12 protein-coding genes are annotated in these 17,359 nt (G+C 69.1%); 5 read left to right on the top strand and 7 right to left on the bottom strand.

The window, feature by feature from the left end; all coding sequences use genetic code 11:
• Nucleotides 1-196: 196 nt before the first annotated feature.
• From J3P31_RS06905 to J3P31_RS06890, 4 genes are all read right to left on the bottom strand, one after another.
• Nucleotides 197-3,505: an error-prone DNA polymerase gene (locus J3P31_RS06905; RefSeq protein ID WP_210527700.1), complete on the bottom strand. Its 3,309-nt coding sequence runs from the start codon at nucleotides 3,503-3,505 to the stop codon at nucleotides 197-199.
• Nucleotides 3,506-3,541: 36 nt separating this feature from the next.
• Nucleotides 3,542-4,975, bottom strand: a complete 1,434-nt coding sequence (locus J3P31_RS06900) for a Y-family DNA polymerase (RefSeq protein ID WP_246849365.1) — start codon at nucleotides 4,973-4,975, stop codon at nucleotides 3,542-3,544.
• Nucleotides 4,976-5,275: 300 nt separating this feature from the next.
• Entirely contained in the window at nucleotides 5,276-5,941 is a 666-nt protein-coding gene (locus J3P31_RS06895) for an ImuA family protein (RefSeq protein ID WP_210527698.1), read from the bottom strand.
• Between the two features lie 117 nt (nucleotides 5,942-6,058).
• Nucleotides 6,059-7,297, bottom strand: coding sequence for an ROK family protein (locus J3P31_RS06890; protein WP_210527697.1), 1,239 nt, complete (start codon nucleotides 7,295-7,297; stop codon nucleotides 6,059-6,061).
• Between the two features lie 368 nt (nucleotides 7,298-7,665).
• Between J3P31_RS06890 and xylF the strand changes: the two genes are divergently transcribed.
• The 5 genes from xylF to xylA all read left to right on the top strand — a co-directional run bounded on the left by xylF (nucleotide 7,666) and on the right by xylA (nucleotide 13,652).
• Entirely contained in the window at nucleotides 7,666-8,697 is a 1,032-nt protein-coding gene (gene xylF / locus J3P31_RS06885) for a D-xylose ABC transporter substrate-binding protein (protein ID WP_210527696.1), read from the top strand.
• 64 nt (nucleotides 8,698-8,761) lie between these two features.
• Complete coding sequence (locus tag J3P31_RS06880) at nucleotides 8,762-10,054, top strand: sugar ABC transporter permease (RefSeq protein ID WP_210527695.1); 1,293 nt, start codon at nucleotides 8,762-8,764, stop codon at nucleotides 10,052-10,054.
• 1 nt (nucleotide 10,055) lies between these two features.
• On the top strand, nucleotides 10,056-10,829 hold the full coding sequence (locus J3P31_RS06875) for an ATP-binding cassette domain-containing protein (RefSeq protein ID WP_246849366.1): 774 nt from the start codon (nucleotides 10,056-10,058) through the stop codon (nucleotides 10,827-10,829).
• A gap of 72 nt (nucleotides 10,830-10,901) precedes the next feature.
• On the top strand, nucleotides 10,902-12,341 hold the full coding sequence (gene xylB, locus J3P31_RS06870; RefSeq protein ID WP_210527694.1) for a xylulokinase: 1,440 nt from the start codon (nucleotides 10,902-10,904) through the stop codon (nucleotides 12,339-12,341).
• 15 nt (nucleotides 12,342-12,356) lie between these two features.
• Complete coding sequence (gene xylA, locus J3P31_RS06865; protein WP_210527693.1) at nucleotides 12,357-13,652, top strand: xylose isomerase; 1,296 nt, start codon at nucleotides 12,357-12,359, stop codon at nucleotides 13,650-13,652.
• A gap of 117 nt (nucleotides 13,653-13,769) precedes the next feature.
• Here xylA and J3P31_RS06860 read toward each other — a convergent pair whose 3' ends face one another.
• The 3 genes from J3P31_RS06860 to J3P31_RS06850 all read right to left on the bottom strand — a co-directional run bounded on the left by J3P31_RS06860 (nucleotide 13,770) and on the right by J3P31_RS06850 (nucleotide 17,034).
• Nucleotides 13,770-14,294: a flavin reductase family protein gene (locus J3P31_RS06860; RefSeq protein WP_210527692.1), complete on the bottom strand. Its 525-nt coding sequence runs from the start codon at nucleotides 14,292-14,294 to the stop codon at nucleotides 13,770-13,772.
• Between the two features lie 236 nt (nucleotides 14,295-14,530).
• Nucleotides 14,531-15,580, bottom strand: a complete 1,050-nt coding sequence (gene cydB / locus J3P31_RS06855) for a cytochrome d ubiquinol oxidase subunit II (RefSeq protein WP_210527691.1) — start codon at nucleotides 15,578-15,580, stop codon at nucleotides 14,531-14,533.
• A 5-nt stretch (nucleotides 15,581-15,585) separates the two neighbouring features.
• On the bottom strand, nucleotides 15,586-17,034 hold the full coding sequence (locus J3P31_RS06850) for a cytochrome ubiquinol oxidase subunit I (protein WP_210527690.1): 1,449 nt from the start codon (nucleotides 17,032-17,034) through the stop codon (nucleotides 15,586-15,588).
• Between the last annotated feature and the right edge of the window lie 325 nt (nucleotides 17,035-17,359).

Genomic DNA, 17,359 nt, shown 5'->3' with positions numbered 1-17,359 from the left:
GCCGTGGCGCTGTGGCCCTGGGACTGGCCCATGCCGCGTCCCCACATTTCGTCGAAGGTCGTCGTCATCTGCATGAATCGGATCATATGGGTCGCCGTGGAGGGCACAATGCCCCAGTGGGGTCCGCTTCCACGAGGGGGAAGCCGCCGGCCCCGTGCGGAACGGCACCGACGGCCGGCATCGGCTGGCGTCCGGCTCAGTGGAAGTCGCGGCTTTGGGGCACGATCCGGGCGTCCCGGGGGTGGCCCTGGGACGAGCCCCGCGCGCTGCCCTGGACCGGCTTCACGACCTCGTCCGCATGGCTGAGGGCGGGTGAAAACCCTTCGGGCGCAAGGCGGAACAGCGCGTCCGTGCGGTCGATGAGCCGCTCGGCCACTATGTGGACGATCTCGACCTCGCGCTGGACATAGCCTTCTATGACAAGAAGACGGGCCTGCATGACCACCTTGCGGAAGGTTTCCATGACCTTGGGCCAGACCACGAGGTTGGCGCTTCCGGTCTCGTCCTCGAGGGTGATGAAGCACACGCCCTTGGCTGACCCGGGCCTTTGGCGCACCAGCACGAGCCCGGCCAGCTTCACGCGCTGAAAGGGCCGGCTGCCCGCAAGTTGGGCGGCGGTGATGTAGCCTTGGGCAGACAGCGAACGCCGCAGAAAGCTCAGGGGGTGCGCCTTCAGCGAGAGTCGCAACGTCTGGTAGTCGGCCACGACCTGCTCGGGCAGGGGCATGGGCGGAAGGGGGACGGCCGGCTCCTCGCCCTCGTCGGGGGAGCCTTGGAACAGCGGCAGGTCCGGGGCATCGCGGAGCGCCCCGGCCTCCCAGAGCGCCTGCCGCCGGTCGATGAACAGGGAGCGCATCGCGTCGGCCTCGGCCAGGCGCCGGACCCAGGCGGCGGACAGCCCGGCGCGGCGCTGGAGGTCGGGGATGTCGCGGAAGGGCTCGGCGCGCGCGTCGAGAAGGCGTCGGGCCGCCGCCCGGGGGAAGCCGCCGATGGTGCGGAAGCCCAGGCGCACCGCCACGCCGCCCTGTCCGTCCGGGACCAGCGTCGTGTCCCAGTCCGAGAGGTTCACGTCGGGCGCGCGCACCTCCACCCCATGCTCGCGCATGTCGCGGACGATCTGCGCCGGGGCGTAGAAGCCCATCGGCTGCGAGTTGAGGAGCGCCGCCCCGAAGGCGCCGGGGTAGTGGCACTTGAGCCAGGACGAGACGTACACAAGGAGCGCGAAGCTTGCTGCGTGGCTTTCGGGAAAGCCGTATTCGCCGAAGCCCTTGATCTGGTCGAAGCAGCGCCGGGCGAAGTCGGGGTCGTAGCCGCGCTCGACCATGCGGGAGACCATCTTCTCCTCCAGCTTTTCGATCTGGCCCTTGGAGCGGAAGGTGGCCATGGCCTTGCGCAACTCGTTCGCCTCGGCGGGGGTGAAGCGGGCGGCCTCGATGGCGATCTTCATCGCCTGCTCCTGGAAGATCGGGACGCCCAGCGTGCGGCCCAGGATCTGCTTGAGCTCGGCCGGGTCATGGGGCGGCGCGGGCGAGGGGTATTCGACCGGTTCCCGCCCGTCGCGGCGGCGGAGGTAGGGGTGGACCATGTCGCCCTGGATGGGGCCGGGGCGGACGATCGCGACCTCGATGACGAGGTCGTAGAAGGTGCGCGGGCGCAGGCGCGGCAGCATGTTCATCTGCGCGCGGGACTCCACCTGGAACACACCGATCGAGTCGCCCTTGGACAGCATCGCGTAGACGCGCGGATCCTCCTGCGGGACGCTCGCCAGGTCGTGCCGGACGCCGTGGTGGACCGCCACGAGGTCGAGGCATTTGCGGATGCAGGTCAGCATCCCCAGCGCAAGGATGTCGACCTTGAGGATGCCCAGCGCGTCGATGTCGTCCTTGTCCCATTCGATGAAGCTGCGATCGGGCATCGCGCCGTTGCCGATGGGCACCGTCTCGGTCAGCGGGCGTTCGGTCAGGATGAAGCCGCCGACGTGCTGGCTCAGGTGCCGGGGCATGCCGATCAGTTCGCTCGCCAGCCGGACCGCGCGGCGCAACACGGGGTCCGACAGGTCGAGCCCGGCCTCCTTCACGTTCCGCTCCGCCACCTCATGGCCCCAGGAGCCCCAGACGGTCTTGGCCAGCGCGCCGGTCACGTCCTCCGACAGGCCCATGACCTTGCCGACCTCGCGGATGGCGCTGCGGGGGCGGTAGTGGATGACGGTGGCGCAGAGGCCCGCGCGGTCGCGGCCGTATTTGTCATAGATGTGCTGGATGACCTCCTCGCGCCGCTCGTGCTCGAAGTCGACGTCGATGTCGGGCGGCTCCTTCCGCTCCTCCGAGATGAAGCGCTCGAAGAGGAGCTGGTGCGCGGCGGGGTCCACGGCGGTGATGCCCAGGACGTAGCAGACGGCGGAGTTGGCGGCCGAGCCGCGCCCCTGGCACAGGATGCCGCGGTCGCGGGCATAACCGATGATGTCGTGGATGGTCAGGAAATAGCGGGCGATGTCGAGCTTGGCGATCATCGCCAGCTCCTTGCGGAGCGTGACCTTCACCGGAGCGGGCACGCCGGCAGGGTAGCGCGTCGCCGCGCGGTCCCAGGTGAGCGCCTCGAGATGCTCCTGCGGCGTGCGGCCCTCGGGCGTGACCTCGCGGGGGTATTCGTAGGACAGCTCCTCGAGGGAGAAGGTGCAGGCATCCGCCACATCGCGGGAGGCCGCGATTGCATTCGGCCATTCGGAAAAGAGCCGCACCATCTCCTCGGGTGACTTCAGGTGCCGCTCGGCGTTGGGTTCGAGAAGGAACCCCGCCTCGCTCAGCCGCACCTTCTCGCGGATGCAGGTCATCACGTCCTGCAGCGGGCGGCGCTGCGGGACATGGTAAAGGACGTCGTTGGTGGCGAGGATCGACAGCCCGAGCCGCGCGGCGATCCGGTCGAGCGCGTTGATCCGCGCCCGGTCGTCGCCCCGGTAAAGATGGCTCGCCGCGACATGGCGCAAGCCGGGCAGGCGGCGCGCCAGGCTGCGAAGCGCCTGGGGAAAGCCGGTCAGGTCGTCGGGGGGAAAGAGGACGAGCTGCACACCCTCGGCGTGATTGGACAGATCGTCCAGCGTCAGGTGGCAGATGCCCTTGGCCTGCCATGCGCCGTCCTTGTCCTGCATCTTGCCCTTGGACAGGAGGCCTGCGAGCCGGCCGTAGGCGGCGCGGTCGCGGGGGTAGGCCAGGAACTCCTCTCCCGTCAGCAGGACAAGACGGCAGCCGATCACCGGCCGCATCATCGCCTTGCGCGCCTCGACATGGAGGCGGACGACCCCGGCCAGCGTGTTGCGGTCGGCGACGCCCAGGGCGTCGTAGCCCAGGGACCATGCCGTCGTGGCGAGGTCCACGGCGTCCGACGCCCCGCGCAGGAAGCTGAAGCAGGTGGCGAGCCCCAGCTCCACGAAGGGTGCGCGGGCGTTGGGCGTGAACTCGTTCTCGTCGGCGAGCGTCCGCTTGGGGTGCTGGTGATCGTTCTCGGGCATGGGCTCAGGGTGCCGATGACGGAAAGGGCGGGCGCCTCATGCGAAGGCTCCGTGCATGAACCAGCGTGGCGTGCCCCCGCGCCCGTCGCCCACGACCCCCTCCCGGTAGAGCCAGAAGCGTCGCCCTGTGTGATCCTCGACGCGGTAATAGTCGCGCAGGCGCGTGCCGGGGCGGTCGCGCCACCATTCGGGCGCGATCCTCTCGGGACCTGCAAAGCGGGTGACGCGGTGGGTCATCCGCCGCCAGACGAACTGCGCGGGCGGACCTTCGGGGACGGCGTAGACGACCTGCACCTCCTCGGGGGGGTCGAAGAGCCGGAGAGGGCGCGGCGCGTGGGGCACAGGCGGCAGCGGCGGCTGGGGGCCGAGCGCCGGGGTCCAGGCCTCGCGCCGCTCGGGGATGTGGCTTTCCTGGAACCCGGGGCGGAGGAGGGCCTGTGGCCCGAAGCGTGCGCTGACGCGGTCCACGAAGCGGGCAAGCTCTTCGCCCTCGTCCCGGCGGCTGTCGAGGCCGGGCTGGCGCGAACGCAGCTCCTCGGCCCCCGTCGCGCCCAGCGTCACCAGATCGAAGCCGAAGCCGGGGTCGAGCCGTTCCAGCTTGCCCTCGAAGAGCCGGGCCAGGTGCAGAGGATCTCGGGTCGCGCGGGCGGTCGCGGCCTCGACCGACGACACCGCGCCGTCGCTGCGGAACAACGCGAGCATCACGCGCCGCGCGCCGAAGCCCTTGGCGGCCAGCATCGCGCAAAGCTCCCCTGCGAGTGCGGGAAGAAGGGGCGTGGGGTCCAGCATCGGTTCGGAGAGCACGGCGCGGGCCAGGAAGCGGGGCGGCTCGTCGGGGCAGTGGAGCGGTTCGGGCAGGCGCCCCATCATCTGGTCGAGCCGGACGAGCGGGTTGTCCCCGGCTTCGGCGCGCGCGAAGCGGCGGGCGAGCGACAGGCGCGGGACGGCCGAAAGGTCGTCCACCGTCCTGATGCCCAGGCGTCGGAGCAGCAGGGCCGTATCCTCCCCGAGGCGAAGGGCGCGCACCGGCAGCGGTCCTGTGCGCGCCGCAAGGTCCGGCGCGTCGCAGATCTCCCGCCCCGTTCCGAACCGGGCCAGCGCCCAGGCCGCGCCGCGCGTGGGCGCGATGGCGAGGCGGCAGGACAGCCCCAGCCCGGCGAGCCTTCCGCCGATCTCCTCCAGCATCGCGGCCTCGCCGCCCTGGAGGTGCGTGGAGCCCGTGACATCCATCGCGATCCCGCCGGGACCATCGACCGCCGTCCATGGGCACCAGCGTCGTGCCCAAAGCGCGAGATCAAGGAGGGCGGCCTCGTCGCCGCGCGGGTCGGCTTCGTCCACCCGGAGGCTGGGGCAGACGGCGCGGGCGTCCACCGCGCGCAGCCCGGGCCGGACGCCCGCCTCCTCGGCGGCGGGGGTCGTGGCATGGACGACGGGACCGTGCGGGCCGTCGAGGACAAGGGCAAAAGGCATGTCGTCCGCCCCCCCGTGTCCGCGCCGGGCCAGCAGCGCCAGCCGCCGCTCCATGGCAAAGCGGGGAAGATGGAGCGACAGGAACCGCCGTCCGGGTCCTTCATCCGAACCGGTTGGCCGGAAGGGACGGGTCTCCTGCGATCCTGTCGCGCCGCCTGCCCCCCGAGGGCCGGCAGGAGCCGGGAATCCGGTCCGCTGGAGGACAAGGAAGCCTGTCCGCCCTGAGGGAAAACGGAGGACCTGGCCCGTCCTGCCGCTCACGACCGTTCCCGCCTCCTTTCTGTCCCGCCCGCACTTTCCTCAGCCGAGGGCGCGCAAGGGCGGGGCGGGGTCGGCCAAGGGCGTGAGGTGCCCGAAATCGAGCCGTCCCGTCCCTTGGTCATGGCGTGTCACCCAGGCCCCGGGCATCCGACCCCGGGCACGGAACAGGTCGGCCTGCCAGATCGGGGCGCCCGGCGCGCGCAGGTCGTCCGGCGCGGGTGGCGAGGGCAGGCCGGACACCCGCCAGCGTTCCCGCGCGGCGCTGAGATCCGCACGCGCCGCGCGGCGCAGGAGCCAGGCCTGGACCCCGGATCCTTCGGCCCGGAGCGCGAGCCGCTTCGTGGCCGTGAAGTCGAGCGCGGGCGGATCGCCCCAGACCTCCCCGATCACGGCAGCCAGGGCGGGGCAGCCCAGCGCCTCCTCCATGGCCCAGAGCACGTCCACGGCGCGCCTCGCTTCCAGATAAAGGATCTGCACCGGGCGCCGCAGCAAGGATGCCAGACCAGTGGCATAGGGCCGTCCCCCTTCGCGGCGCGACAGCCGGTCCTGCACCCAGAGGATCGGTCCCCGTGCCGGATCCGGCACCTGCGCCAGCACGAAGCCCGTAGGCGCGGCATCGGTCGGCGTCAGGGCAAAGACCTCGCACAGGGTGGGTGAACGGTCCGGGACGGGGGTGGCGGGGGCGAAAGGATCGGCGCACTTCACGAAAACCTCTCGGGTGTGTGTTCATGTTTTGTTCTAGGGCGAGTCGTTCGGGCCGTCAAATGCCCCGTCGCGACATTTCCCCAAGACCGTTGCAACGTTAATAGGTTAACGCGAGGTTCAGGCCCCCAGGACCTCGTCCGTCGCCGCCATGAGCGCCAGCGCCGCCGCCCCTTGGGCCCAGACGAGGTCGCCCCAGGCATGGACCTCCACGCGCACTGGAGGGCGCCCCCCTGGCAGGACCAGGCGCTGCATCTCGGCCAGGACCTCCTCGGCGTAAAGGAAGTCGTAGCGCATCCGCTCCCCCGAAAGGATCACGAGGCCGGGATCGAAGAGCTGGACGACGTTCGCCAGCCCCAGCGCCAGATAGCGCCCGGCCCGGACGAAGATCTCCCGCGCGGGCTCGTGGCCGGCCTTGGCCTCGCTGAACAGGGTGTCCAGCATCGCGCGCGGGCTCTGGGACTGGCGGGGATCGCGGCCTAGGGCCGTCGCCGCCTCGCGCGCCAGCGCGTAGTCCGCCAGATAGGCCTCCAGGCACCCGCGCTGCCCGCAGCGGCACAGGGCCCCGTCCAGCCGGACCTTGATGTGGCCAAGCTCCAGCCCCATCCCGCGCGTGCCCCGGAACAGCCGCCCGCCCTGCACGAGGCCCATGCCCACCCCGTGCTCGATGGTCACGACGGCAAAGTCCGACGAAGCCCGCCCCGCTCCGAACCAGAGCTCGGCCAGCGTCAGGAGGTTCGAATCGTTGTCGATCTGGACCGGGCTCCCGAGCCGGGCGGCGAGGATGTCGCGCAGGTCGAGGTCCCTGCCATCGAGAAGCGGCGACCAGGCCACGCGTCCCGCGCGATGGTCCACGAGGCCCGGAAGGCCGATGCCCAGGGCCGCGGCCTCCTGCCCGGGAGCATGGCTCCGAAGGTCCGCGACAAGGGCCGCCACCTCCTCCAGGAGTTCCTCCAGGGGACGACGGCCTGGCCTGGCCGGGCGGGCCGCATCGGCCAGGATGCGGCCGCCGAAGTCCGCAAGAACGGCGGTGTGCCTTTCGTCGCCCAGCTTCACGCCGATGACGTGCCGCCCCTCGGGCACGATCTCCAGCGCGACGGGCGGACGTCCGCGCGCGGCCTCCCGCCCGTCGAGCGACACGCCCTCGACCTCGCGCAGGAGGCCCAGTCCGATCAGGTCCGCCGTGATGGCTGTCACCGAGGCGGCGCTGATCCCCAGCGCGCGGGCCACGTCGGCCCGCGCCGCCCGGCCCTGGGCGCGGACATGGTCGAAAACCTGCCGGCGCAACGGGGGCTGGGTGCGGGCCGAGGCGGGCAGCACGGGTCCTGCGCCATGCGGGCCCTCAGATCCGTCGTCCAAGCCTCCTCCGCCTCCTTATCTTCAGTTCATGAATGATCTTCACGTCGGCAAAAGAGGTGCTCTCCGGTCTGCCTTGTTTTACAGCGACCATCTTCCGAGATCATGAGCTAATCTGACAGCATCGCAAATTCTTCCTTTGACAGCCGAACTTAACTGGGCGCATCTTCGCCGCACCAGTCAGGTCCCGGGGAGGGGACAAGCCGCTGGCTCCTGCACCGCCTGGCCCGGATCCCCCAAGGGTCCGCCAGTGGCTTGGAGATGGCGGGGTGCGGGTCCTTATCCGGAGGCGTCCGGCAAGGCTCTGCGGACCTGGACGGAGAACAACAGGGGCCGGTTCAACGAAACCGGTCCATGCAAGGGAGAGAAAGATGAGGAAAACCATTCTGCTGGCGACCGCCATGGCGGCCCTTTGCGGGTCCATGGCCTTTGCCCAGGATGACGGCCTGACCATCGGCGTGAGCTGGTCGAACTTCCAGGAAGAGCGCTGGAAGACCGACGAGTCCGCGATCATGGCCGCCATCGACGCCGCTGGCGCCACCTACGTGTCCACCGATGCGCAGTCCTCCTCCTCCAAGCAGCTGGCCGACATCGAGTCCCTGATCTCGCAGGGGGTGGATGCGCTGCTGGTGGTGGCCCAGGATACGGCCGCGGTGATCCCCGCCGTGCAAGCCGCCGTGGACGAGGGCATCCCCGTCATCTCCTATGACCGCCTGATCGAGGATCCGCGCGCCTTCTACATCACCTTCGACAACGTCGAGGTGGGCCGGATGCAGGCCCGCGCCGTGCTCGAGGCGGCGCCCGAGGGCAACTACGTCATGATCAAGGGCTCGCCCACCGACCCGAACGCGGACTTCCTGCGCGGCGGCCAGCAGGAGGTGCTGCAAGACGCGATCGACGCCGGCAAGATCACGATCGTCGGCGAGGCCTACACCGACCAGTGGCTCCCCGCGAACGCGCAGCGGAACATGGAGCAGATCCTCACCCAGAACAACAACGAGGTCGATGCCGTCGTCGCCTCGAACGACGGAACCGCCGGGGGCGTCGTGGCGGCGCTGACCGCCCAGGGGATGCAGGGCATTCCTGTTTCGGGCCAGGACGGGGATCATGCCGCCCTCAACCGCGTCGCCGCGGGCACGCAGACCGTGTCCGTCTGGAAGGACGCGCGTGAACTGGGCCGCCAGGCGACCGAGGTGGCGCTCCAACTGGCCGGCGGCACCGCGCCCGAGCAGGTCGAAGGCGTGGAGCAGTTCAGCACGCCCGGCGGCAACACCGTGAACGCCCTCTTCCTCGACCCGATCCCGATCACCCGGGACAACCTGCAGACCGTCGTGGACGCAGGGTGGATCACGCAGGACGAGCTCTGCCAAGGCGTCACGAACGGCCCGGCGCCCTGCAACTGATCGCCGCCCCAGACGGCGCGTCCCCCAGGGGCGCGCCGATGCGATCCTTCCCGGAGGAAACACCATGACCGATGCAGCCGACACCGGCTCGGGCCTCGCCCCCCGGAGGGGCTTCCTGTCCCAGCTCGAGATCGACCTGAGGCTCCTTGGCATGATCGGGGCCTTCGCGCTCCTGTGCGTGGCTTTCGGGGTCTATACCGGGGGCACGTTCCTGACCCCCCGGAACATCTTCAACATCACCATCCAGACCGTGTCGGTCGCGATCATGGCGACGGGGATGGTGTTCGTGATCGTCACCCGTAACATCGACCTGTCGGTGGGCTCGGTGCTGGCCATGTGCTCGGCCGTGATGGCGGTGGTGCAGGCGCGCTGGCTGCCGGGTGCCGTGGGGCTGGGCCATCCGATGATCGCCCCCGTCACGATCCTGACGGGGCTTGCCGTGGGGACCGCCATCGGCGCGTTTCACGGCTGGCTGACCGGCTACCAGGGCATCCCGTCCTTCATCGTCACGCTGGGCGGGCTGCTCGTGTGGCGGAACGTGTCGTGGTACACGACCAGCGGCCAGACGGTCGCGCCGCTCGACCAGACCATCCTGCTGTTCGGGGGCGCCGAGGGCACTCTCGGCCCGACCTGGTCCTGGGTGGTCGCCGCGCTGCTTTCGCTCGGCGTGGTCTGGGTGATCTGGTCCGGGCGCGCCAGCAAGACCGCGCACGGCTTTCCCGTGAAGCCCCTCTGGGCCGAAGGGGCGCTGACGCTCGTCCTCGTGGGCGCGATCCTCGGCTTCATCGCCATCCTGAACGCCTACCCGGTCCCCGAAGCCAAGCTGCGCCGCCTGTTCGAGGCGCGCGGGCTCACGCTGCCCGAGGGCTACACGGTCGGGCACGGGCTTCCGATCTCGGTGCTGATCCTGATCCTCGTGGCCGTGGTGATGACGGTGATCGCCCGCAAGACCCGCTTCGGCCGCTACATCTACGCCACCGGCGGCAACCCCGAGGCGGCGGCGCTGTCGGGCATCAACACCCGCTGGCTGACGGTCAAGGTCTTCGCCCTGATGGGCTTCCTCGCCGGCCTGTCGGCGCTCGTGGCGCAGTCGCGCCTCCAGAGCCACGCCAACGACATCGGCACGCTGGACGAGCTTCGCGTCATCGCCGCCGCGGTGATCGGCGGGACCGCCCTGGCCGGCGGCGTCGGCACGATCTGGGGCGCGATCCTGGGCGCCCTCATCATGCAGTCGCTCCAGTCCGGGATGGGCATGGTGGGCGTCGACACGCCCTTCCAGAACATCGTCGTGGGCCTTGTGCTCATCGGAGCGGTCTGGATCGACATCGTCTACCGCAAGCGCCTGGGAGTGAGATGACATGGCATCCGAGGTGAACCGCACGGGCACCCCCCTGGTCGAGATGCGGGACATCCGCATCGCCTTCGGCGGCGTGCGCGCCGTGGACGGGGTCTCGATCGACCTTTATCCGGGGGAGGTCGTGGGCCTTCTGGGCCACAACGGGGCGGGCAAGTCCACGCTGATCAAGATCCTGTCCGGCGCCTATCAGATGGACTCGGGCGAGATCCGCATCAACGGCACGCCCGTCGAGATCCGATCGCCCCGCGACGCCCGGGCGGCGGGGATCGAGACGATCTACCAGACGCTGGCTTTGGCCGACAATCTGGACGCCGCCTCGAACCTGTTCCTCGGACGCGAGATCCGGACGCGCCTCGGCCTCGTGGACGACGCCCGGATGGAGGCCGAGACCAAGAAGATCATGGCCCGGCTCAACCCCAACTTCCGCAAGCTCAAGGAGCCTGTCTCCGCGCTGTCGGGCGGGCAGCGGCAATCCGTGGCCATCGCGCGGGCCGTCTATTTCAACGCGCGCATCCTCATCATGGACGAGCCGACCGCCGCCCTTGGCGTCCACGAGACGGCGATGGTCGCCGACCTGATCAAGGAGCTGAAGGCCCAGGGCCTCGGCATCTTCCTCATCAGCCACGACACCCGCGAGATGATGGAGCTCTGCGACCGGGTTTCGGTGATGAAGAACGGCAAGCTCGTGGGGACGGAACGGGTCGAGGATGTCACCGAGGACGACATCCTGTCCATGATCATCCTGGGCCGGAATCCCCGGCGCGAGGCGGCCTGAACGGGTCGCATCGGGGGTGAACCCCGTCGGGCCCGCATGTTAGACCCAGGCCAGGGACAGGAGAATCAAGACATGTACATCGGCCTCGACCTCGGCACCTCCGGGCTCAAGGGAGTTCTGATCGACGACGGACAGGCGATCCGGGCGGAGGCGACGGCTCCGCTCGAGGTGTCGCGTCCCCATGACGGCTGGTCCGAGCAGGACCCGGCGAGCTGGCTTGCGGCCGCCGACCGGGTGATGCGGGAACTGGGGTCCCGGGCCGACCTGTCGGGCGTGCGCGGGATCGGACTTTCGGGGCAGATGCACGGCGCCACCCTCCTGGACGCGGGACACGAGGTGCTGCGGCCCTGCATCCTGTGGAACGACACGCGCAGCCATCAGGAGGCCGCCGCGCTCGATGCCGATCCGCGGTTCCGCGCCATCACCGGCAACATCGTCTTCCCGGGCTTCACGGCCCCCAAGCTTGCCTGGGTCCGCAACCACGAGCCCGATCTTTTCGCCAAGGTGGCGCTGGTGCTCCTGCCCAAGGATTACCTACGGCTCTGGCTCACGGGGGAGGCCGTGGCCGAGATGTCGGACGCGGCGGGAACCTCCTGGCTCGACACCGGGCGGCGCGACTGGGATGACGGGCTACTCGACGCCACGCACCTGACCCGGGCGAACATGCCCCGGCTCGTCGAGGGGGCCGAGGTGTCGGGGACGCTGCGGGCCGACCTGGCGTCGCAGTGGGGGCTGCCTCAGGGCGTCGTCGTCGCCGGGGGAGGGGGGGACAACGCCGCCTCCGCCGTGGGCGTGGGCGTCGTGCAGGCGGGCGAGGCCTTCGTGTCGCTTGGCACTTCGGGGGTCCTGTTCGCGGCCTCCGGGGCCTATCAGCCCGACGCCGCCAGCGCGGTGCACACCTTCTGCCACGCGCTGCCCCGGACGTGGCACCAGATGGGCGTGATCCTCGCCGCCGCGGATGCCCTGAACTGGTATGCCAAGCTCGTGGACCGCAAGGCGTCCGACCTCACCGCCGAGCTGGGAGATCTGCACGCGCCCGGGCGCACGCTGTTCCTGCCCTACCTGGGCGGAGAGCGGACCCCCCACAACGACGCCACCGTGCGGGGATCGTTCCTGCACCTCGATCACGCCACCGACCGGGTGGCCCTGACCCGGGCCGTGCTGGAAGGTGTGACGCACGCCTTCCGCGACAGCTTCGACGCGCTGGTCGGGACCGGAACCCGGATCGAGCGGCTGATCGCCGTCGGCGGGGGATCGCGCTCCGACTACTGGGTCAAGGCGATCGCGACATCCCTCGGTCTCCCGATCGGAATCCCCGTGGCCGGAGATTTCGGCGGTGCCTTCGGGGCCGCGCGCCTGGGCCTGATGGCCGCGACGGGCGCCGGGGCCGAGATCGCCACCGCCCCCGACATCGCCCGTATGGTGGAGCCCGACCCCGCGCTGACCACCGCCTTTGCCGAGTCCCACGCCCGTTACCGCGACGCTTACAAGGCCCTCAAGGGCCGCGCCTGATCGACAGGAGTTATCATGGCTGGCTATTTCGACGGCATTCCCGAGGTCCGCTACGAAGGACCCGATTCCCAGAACGACTTCGCCTTCCGGCACTACAATCCGGACGAGGTCGTGATGGGCAAGACGCTTCGCGACCACCTGCGTTTCTCGGTCGCCTGGTGGCACAGCTTTGCCTGGCCCGGCGGCGACCCCTTCGGCGGCCAGACCTTCGAGCGGCCCTGGTTCGGCGACACGATGGAACTGGCCAAGCTCAAGGCCGACGAAGCCTTCGAGATGTTCCGCATCCTGCAGGCCCCGTTCTTCTGCTGGCATGACGCCGACATCCGTCCCGAGGGCGACAGCTTCGCCGAGAACCTGTCGCGCCTCGAAGAGATCATCGACTACATCGGCCAGAAGATGGAGGGCACGGACATCAAGTGCCTTTGGGGCACGGCGAACCTGTTCTCGCACCGCCGCTTCATGGCCGGGGCCGCGACGAACCCCGACCCCGAGGTCTTCATGTTCTCGGCCGCGACCGTGAAGGCCTGCCTCGACGCGACCCACAAGCTCGGCGGCGCGAACTACGTCCTGTGGGGCGGACGCGAGGGCTACGAGACGCTGCTCAACACCGACCTCAAGCGCGAGCGCCAGCAGGCGGGCCGCTTCCTGAGCATGGTGGTGGACTACAAGCACAAGATCGGCTTCGACGGCACCATCCTGATCGAGCCCAAGCCCCAGGAACCGACCAAGCACCAGTACGACTACGACGTCGCGACGGTCTACGGCTTCCTCAAGGACTTCGGCCTTGAGAACGAGGTCAAGCTCAACATCGAGCAGGGGCACGCGATCCTGGCGGGCCACTCGTTCGAGCATGAGCTGGCGCTCGCCGCGTCGCTGGGCGTGCTGGGCTCCATCGACATGAACAAGAACGACTACCAGTCCGGCTGGGACACCGACCAGTTCCCGACCAACATCCCCGAGATGATGCTGGCCTACTACGAAGTGCTGAAGGCCGGTGGCTTCACCACGGGCGGCACCAACTTCGACGCCAAGGTGCGCCGTCAGAGCCTCGACCCCGAGGACCTGATCCTGGCGCATGTGGGCGCCATGGACTGCTGCGCGGCGGGCCTCAAGGCGGCGGCGCGGATGCTGGAGGACGGCAAGCTGGAGCAGGCCCGGTCCGAGCGTTATGCCGGTTGGGACCAGACGCAGGAGCTGCTGAACAGCGACCTTGCCACCCTGCAGGAGCGGGTCCTGAGCCAGAACGTCAATCCCGAGCCGCGTTCGGGCCGCCAGGAACGGCTCGAGAACCTCGTGAACCGCTATCTTTAAAATCGACAGGACCGGCCGGAGCAATGCCCGGCCGGTCCTTCGGACCCCGAGGGCGCGCATGGCGCCCAAGGCGGGACAGGCGTCGAGGCGCGTGTCCCCCCAAAGGGAAGGTGGGCGTCAGGGCTCGGCTTCCGGCCTCGGATGGCGCTCGCTGGTGGCGTCGAAGCCGCCGTAGCGGCCTCCCTGGAAGACCAGGGGCAGGCCTTGGCGGATGCTCACGGCCCAGACCCGGCCCAGGATGATCGCATGGTCGCCGCCATCGAGCAGCGCCTCGCGGCGGCACAGGAATCGCGCCAGGCAGCCATCGATGAGGGGCAATCCCTCGGGTCCCTCGCTCCAGGCGATGTCGTCGAACCAACCCTGGGCGCGAACGAAGGCATCGCAGACGGCCTGCTGGTCGCGTGCCAGGACATGGATCGCGAAGGTCTCCGCCTCGGCGAAGATCGGGAAGCGCCGGGAGCTTCGGGCCGGCGACCAGAGCACCAGAGCGGGATCGAGCGAGACCGAGGCGAAGCTGTTGGCGGTGATTCCGGCAGGTTGGCCGGCAACGTCCCGCGCCGTGACCACGGTCACCCCCGTCGCAAAGCTGCCCAGCGCGCTACGGAAGCCACGAGGGTCGCCCTCGGGTGCGAATTCTTGCATCGATGACGCCCTCAGATGTTCCGGCGGACTGTGTCGCCGGCCCGGCGGCAAGTAAAGGGCTCAGGGCCGAGGGGCAGGGCACAGCAAAGGTGCTCGGGCGCACGGCGCGCTCGGGTCCGCCAGTCAGTGCCCGGGCCCAAGGAGCATCCGCAGCGCATAGACCATGGCGCTGAACGCCAGCAGGCTCGCGAGATAGAGGCCCACGAACCAGAGCAGCCGCCGGGTTCGTTCCCGCATCAATGATAGCCGCTGGACTCGACATCCTCCGCCACCTGCCCGCGGAACACCCAATAGGCGTAGACCGTGTAGGCGAGGGTCGCGGGAAGGGCGAAGCTGAAGCCGATCAGCGTGAACATCTGCGACGAGGGCGTGTTGGCCGCCTCCCAGATCGTCACCTGATGCGGCACGATGTTCGGGAACAGGCTGATCCCCAGGCCGAGGTAGCCCAGGAGGAACAAGGCGACCGCCAGCAGGAAGGCCCAGTATCGCGCGTTCCGGTGGACGGCTCGCCAGAGAGCCAGGGCGACCACGGCGGTGACCAGCGGCACAGGCAGGAGGTAATAAAGGTTCGGCCGGTCGAACCACCGTTGCCGTATGTCGGTGTCGAGGAACGGCACCCAGAGGCTGACCACCGCCATGGCCGCGAGCGTCGCCAGGAGATATCTCATGGCCATTCGCCGGGCCCAGAGCTCCAGGTTCCCGCTGGTCTTCATGATCAGCCAGGTCGATCCCAGAAGGCCGTAGCCGGCGATCAGGGCAAGGCCCGTCATGACGCTGAAGGGGGACAGGAAGTCCCAGGTGGTGCCGGTGAACTGGCGGCCGTTGGTGGCGAAGCCCTGCACGAAGGCCCCCAGCACCATGCCCTGCGCGAAGGTGGCCACGAGCGATCCGTAATGGAAGCTCCGGTCCCACCAGTGCTTGGACCGCTCGGCCTTGAAGCGGAACTCGAAGGCGACGCCCCGGAAGATGAGCGCGATCAGCATGACGAGGATCGGGACATAAAGCGCCGGCATCAGGACGGCATAGGCGATGTGGAAGACCGCAAAGAGGCCGGCGCCGCCCAGGATGAGCCAGGTTTCGTTGAAGTCCCAGACCGGTGCGACCGAGAGCATCATCCGGTCGCGCCAGTTCTCGCTCTCGGCGGCCGTGAACATGATGCCGATGCCCAGGTCCAGTCCGTCCAGGAGGACGTACATCGCCACGGCAAGGGCGATGATCCCCGCCCAGACCAGCGGCAGCCAGAGCGCCGGTCCGGACAGGTCGGGGGGAAGCTGAATCAGGTCCATGGTCCTCACTCCGCCGGGTGATCGGCTCGGGAACCCGAGCGACTCTCGATTCCCTCCGAGGTCATCGAGAGGGGGCGTTTGGGCTTGCGGGCGACATCATCGCCTTCGATCGCCTCGACCGGGTCCGGCCCTCGTCGCAGCAGCTTGAAAAGATAATAGGTCCCAGCCCCGAAGATGATCGAATAGGCGACCACGAAGGCCGCCAGGGATCCGGCGATCGTCGTCGCCTCGACGGTCGGGGAGAGCGCCTGATCGCGGTGCAGGAGGCCGTACACGACCCAAGGCTGCCGCCCGATCTCGGCCGTCAGCCAACCGAACACCACCGCGGCAAAGCCCGACGGCGTCATCGCGAAGCAGGCCCAGAGGAACAGGGGGCTGTCGAACAGCCGGCCTTTCCAGCGAAGCCACAGGCTCCAGGCGCCAAGGATCACCATCAGGAAGCCCAGCCCGACCATGATCCGGAACGAGAAGAAGACGGGGAGGACCGGAGGTTGCTGCTCGCGCGGGACATCCCGCAGGCCGGGGATCTCCCCGTTGGGATCATGGGCGAGGATGACGCTGCCCAGGTAGGGGATGGCGATCTCGAACCGGTTCTCCTGCGCCTCCTGATCGGGCCAGGCGAACAGGATCAGGGGGACGCCGCGCTGCGTTTCCCAGTTCGCCTCGATGGCAGCGAGCTTCGTAGGCTGCTGGTCGAGGACGGCCAGCCCCTGCAGATCGCCCAGCACGATCTGGACGGGGGCGAAGATCGCCGCGAACCAGAGGGCCATGGACAGGGACGCGCGTGCGCCCGCGATGCGTTCGGGCGCCTCGGACTGCCGCCGCGCCCGGAGCAGCATATAGGCCGACATGCCGGCGATCGCGAAGGCCGTCGTCAGGTACATGCCCGTGATCAGATGGGCGTAGCGGTTCGGGAAGGACGGGTTGAACACGATCTGCCACCAGTCCACGGGCACGGCGACGCTGTTCTCGATCGCGTAGCCCGCAGGCGTCTGCATCCAGCTGTTGGCCGCCGTGATCCAGAACGAGGAAAGCAGCGTCCCGAGGGCCACGGCGCAGGTCGCGACGAAGTGCAGGCGGTTGCCGACCTTCTCCCAGCCGAAGAGCATGATGCCGAGGAATGCCGCTTCGAGGAAGAAGGCCGTTATGACCTCGTAGGCGATGACAGGGCCAAGGATGTTGCCCGTGAACTCGGCATAGCCGGACCAGTTGGTCCCGAACTGATAGCTCATGACGATGCCCGACACGACTCCGAGGCCGAAGGAGACCGCGAACACCTTGGCCCAGAACCGGCACAGGTTCTTGAAAAGCAGGTTGCCCGTGCGCAGCCATCGAGCCTCGAGGATCACGAGCCAGCTGGCCAGCCCGATGGTGAAGGCCGGGAAGATGATGTGGAAGGCGATGGTGAAGCCGAACTGGATGCGCGACAGCATGAGGGCGTCGGGGTCGATCATCTTCGGGACCTGTCCGTGTTCGCAATGAGGTTGGGGCGCTCCCGCAACGGGTCGTGGCGATAATCTAGGATGATCCGCCGCTTTGTCGTTCTTCCTCCATACAGGAAGCGGGAGAAGGCTCGTCCGGACAGGGTTCGATCCGGGAAATGTGGGACCGGAGCTCGCCCTCTCCTGTGTGGGCGGCGTTGGCGATGTGGGGGTCACGGCTCTGTGTTCTGGGGGTGGGGGATGGGGGTCAAAAAACTTTGGGGTGGGGAGTGGTTTTACTCTTGCGCGGGGTGGGGGCAATCCGTAGATAGCCCGTCACCGGCGGCGCTGAGGGCGC

This window comes from Rubellimicrobium arenae (assembly GCF_017916275.1).
Lineage (GTDB): Bacteria > Pseudomonadota > Alphaproteobacteria > Rhodobacterales > Rhodobacteraceae > Rubellimicrobium > Rubellimicrobium arenae.
Note: the sequence above shows the minus strand (reverse complement) of the source record. Positions and strands in the feature narration are given on the sequence as shown.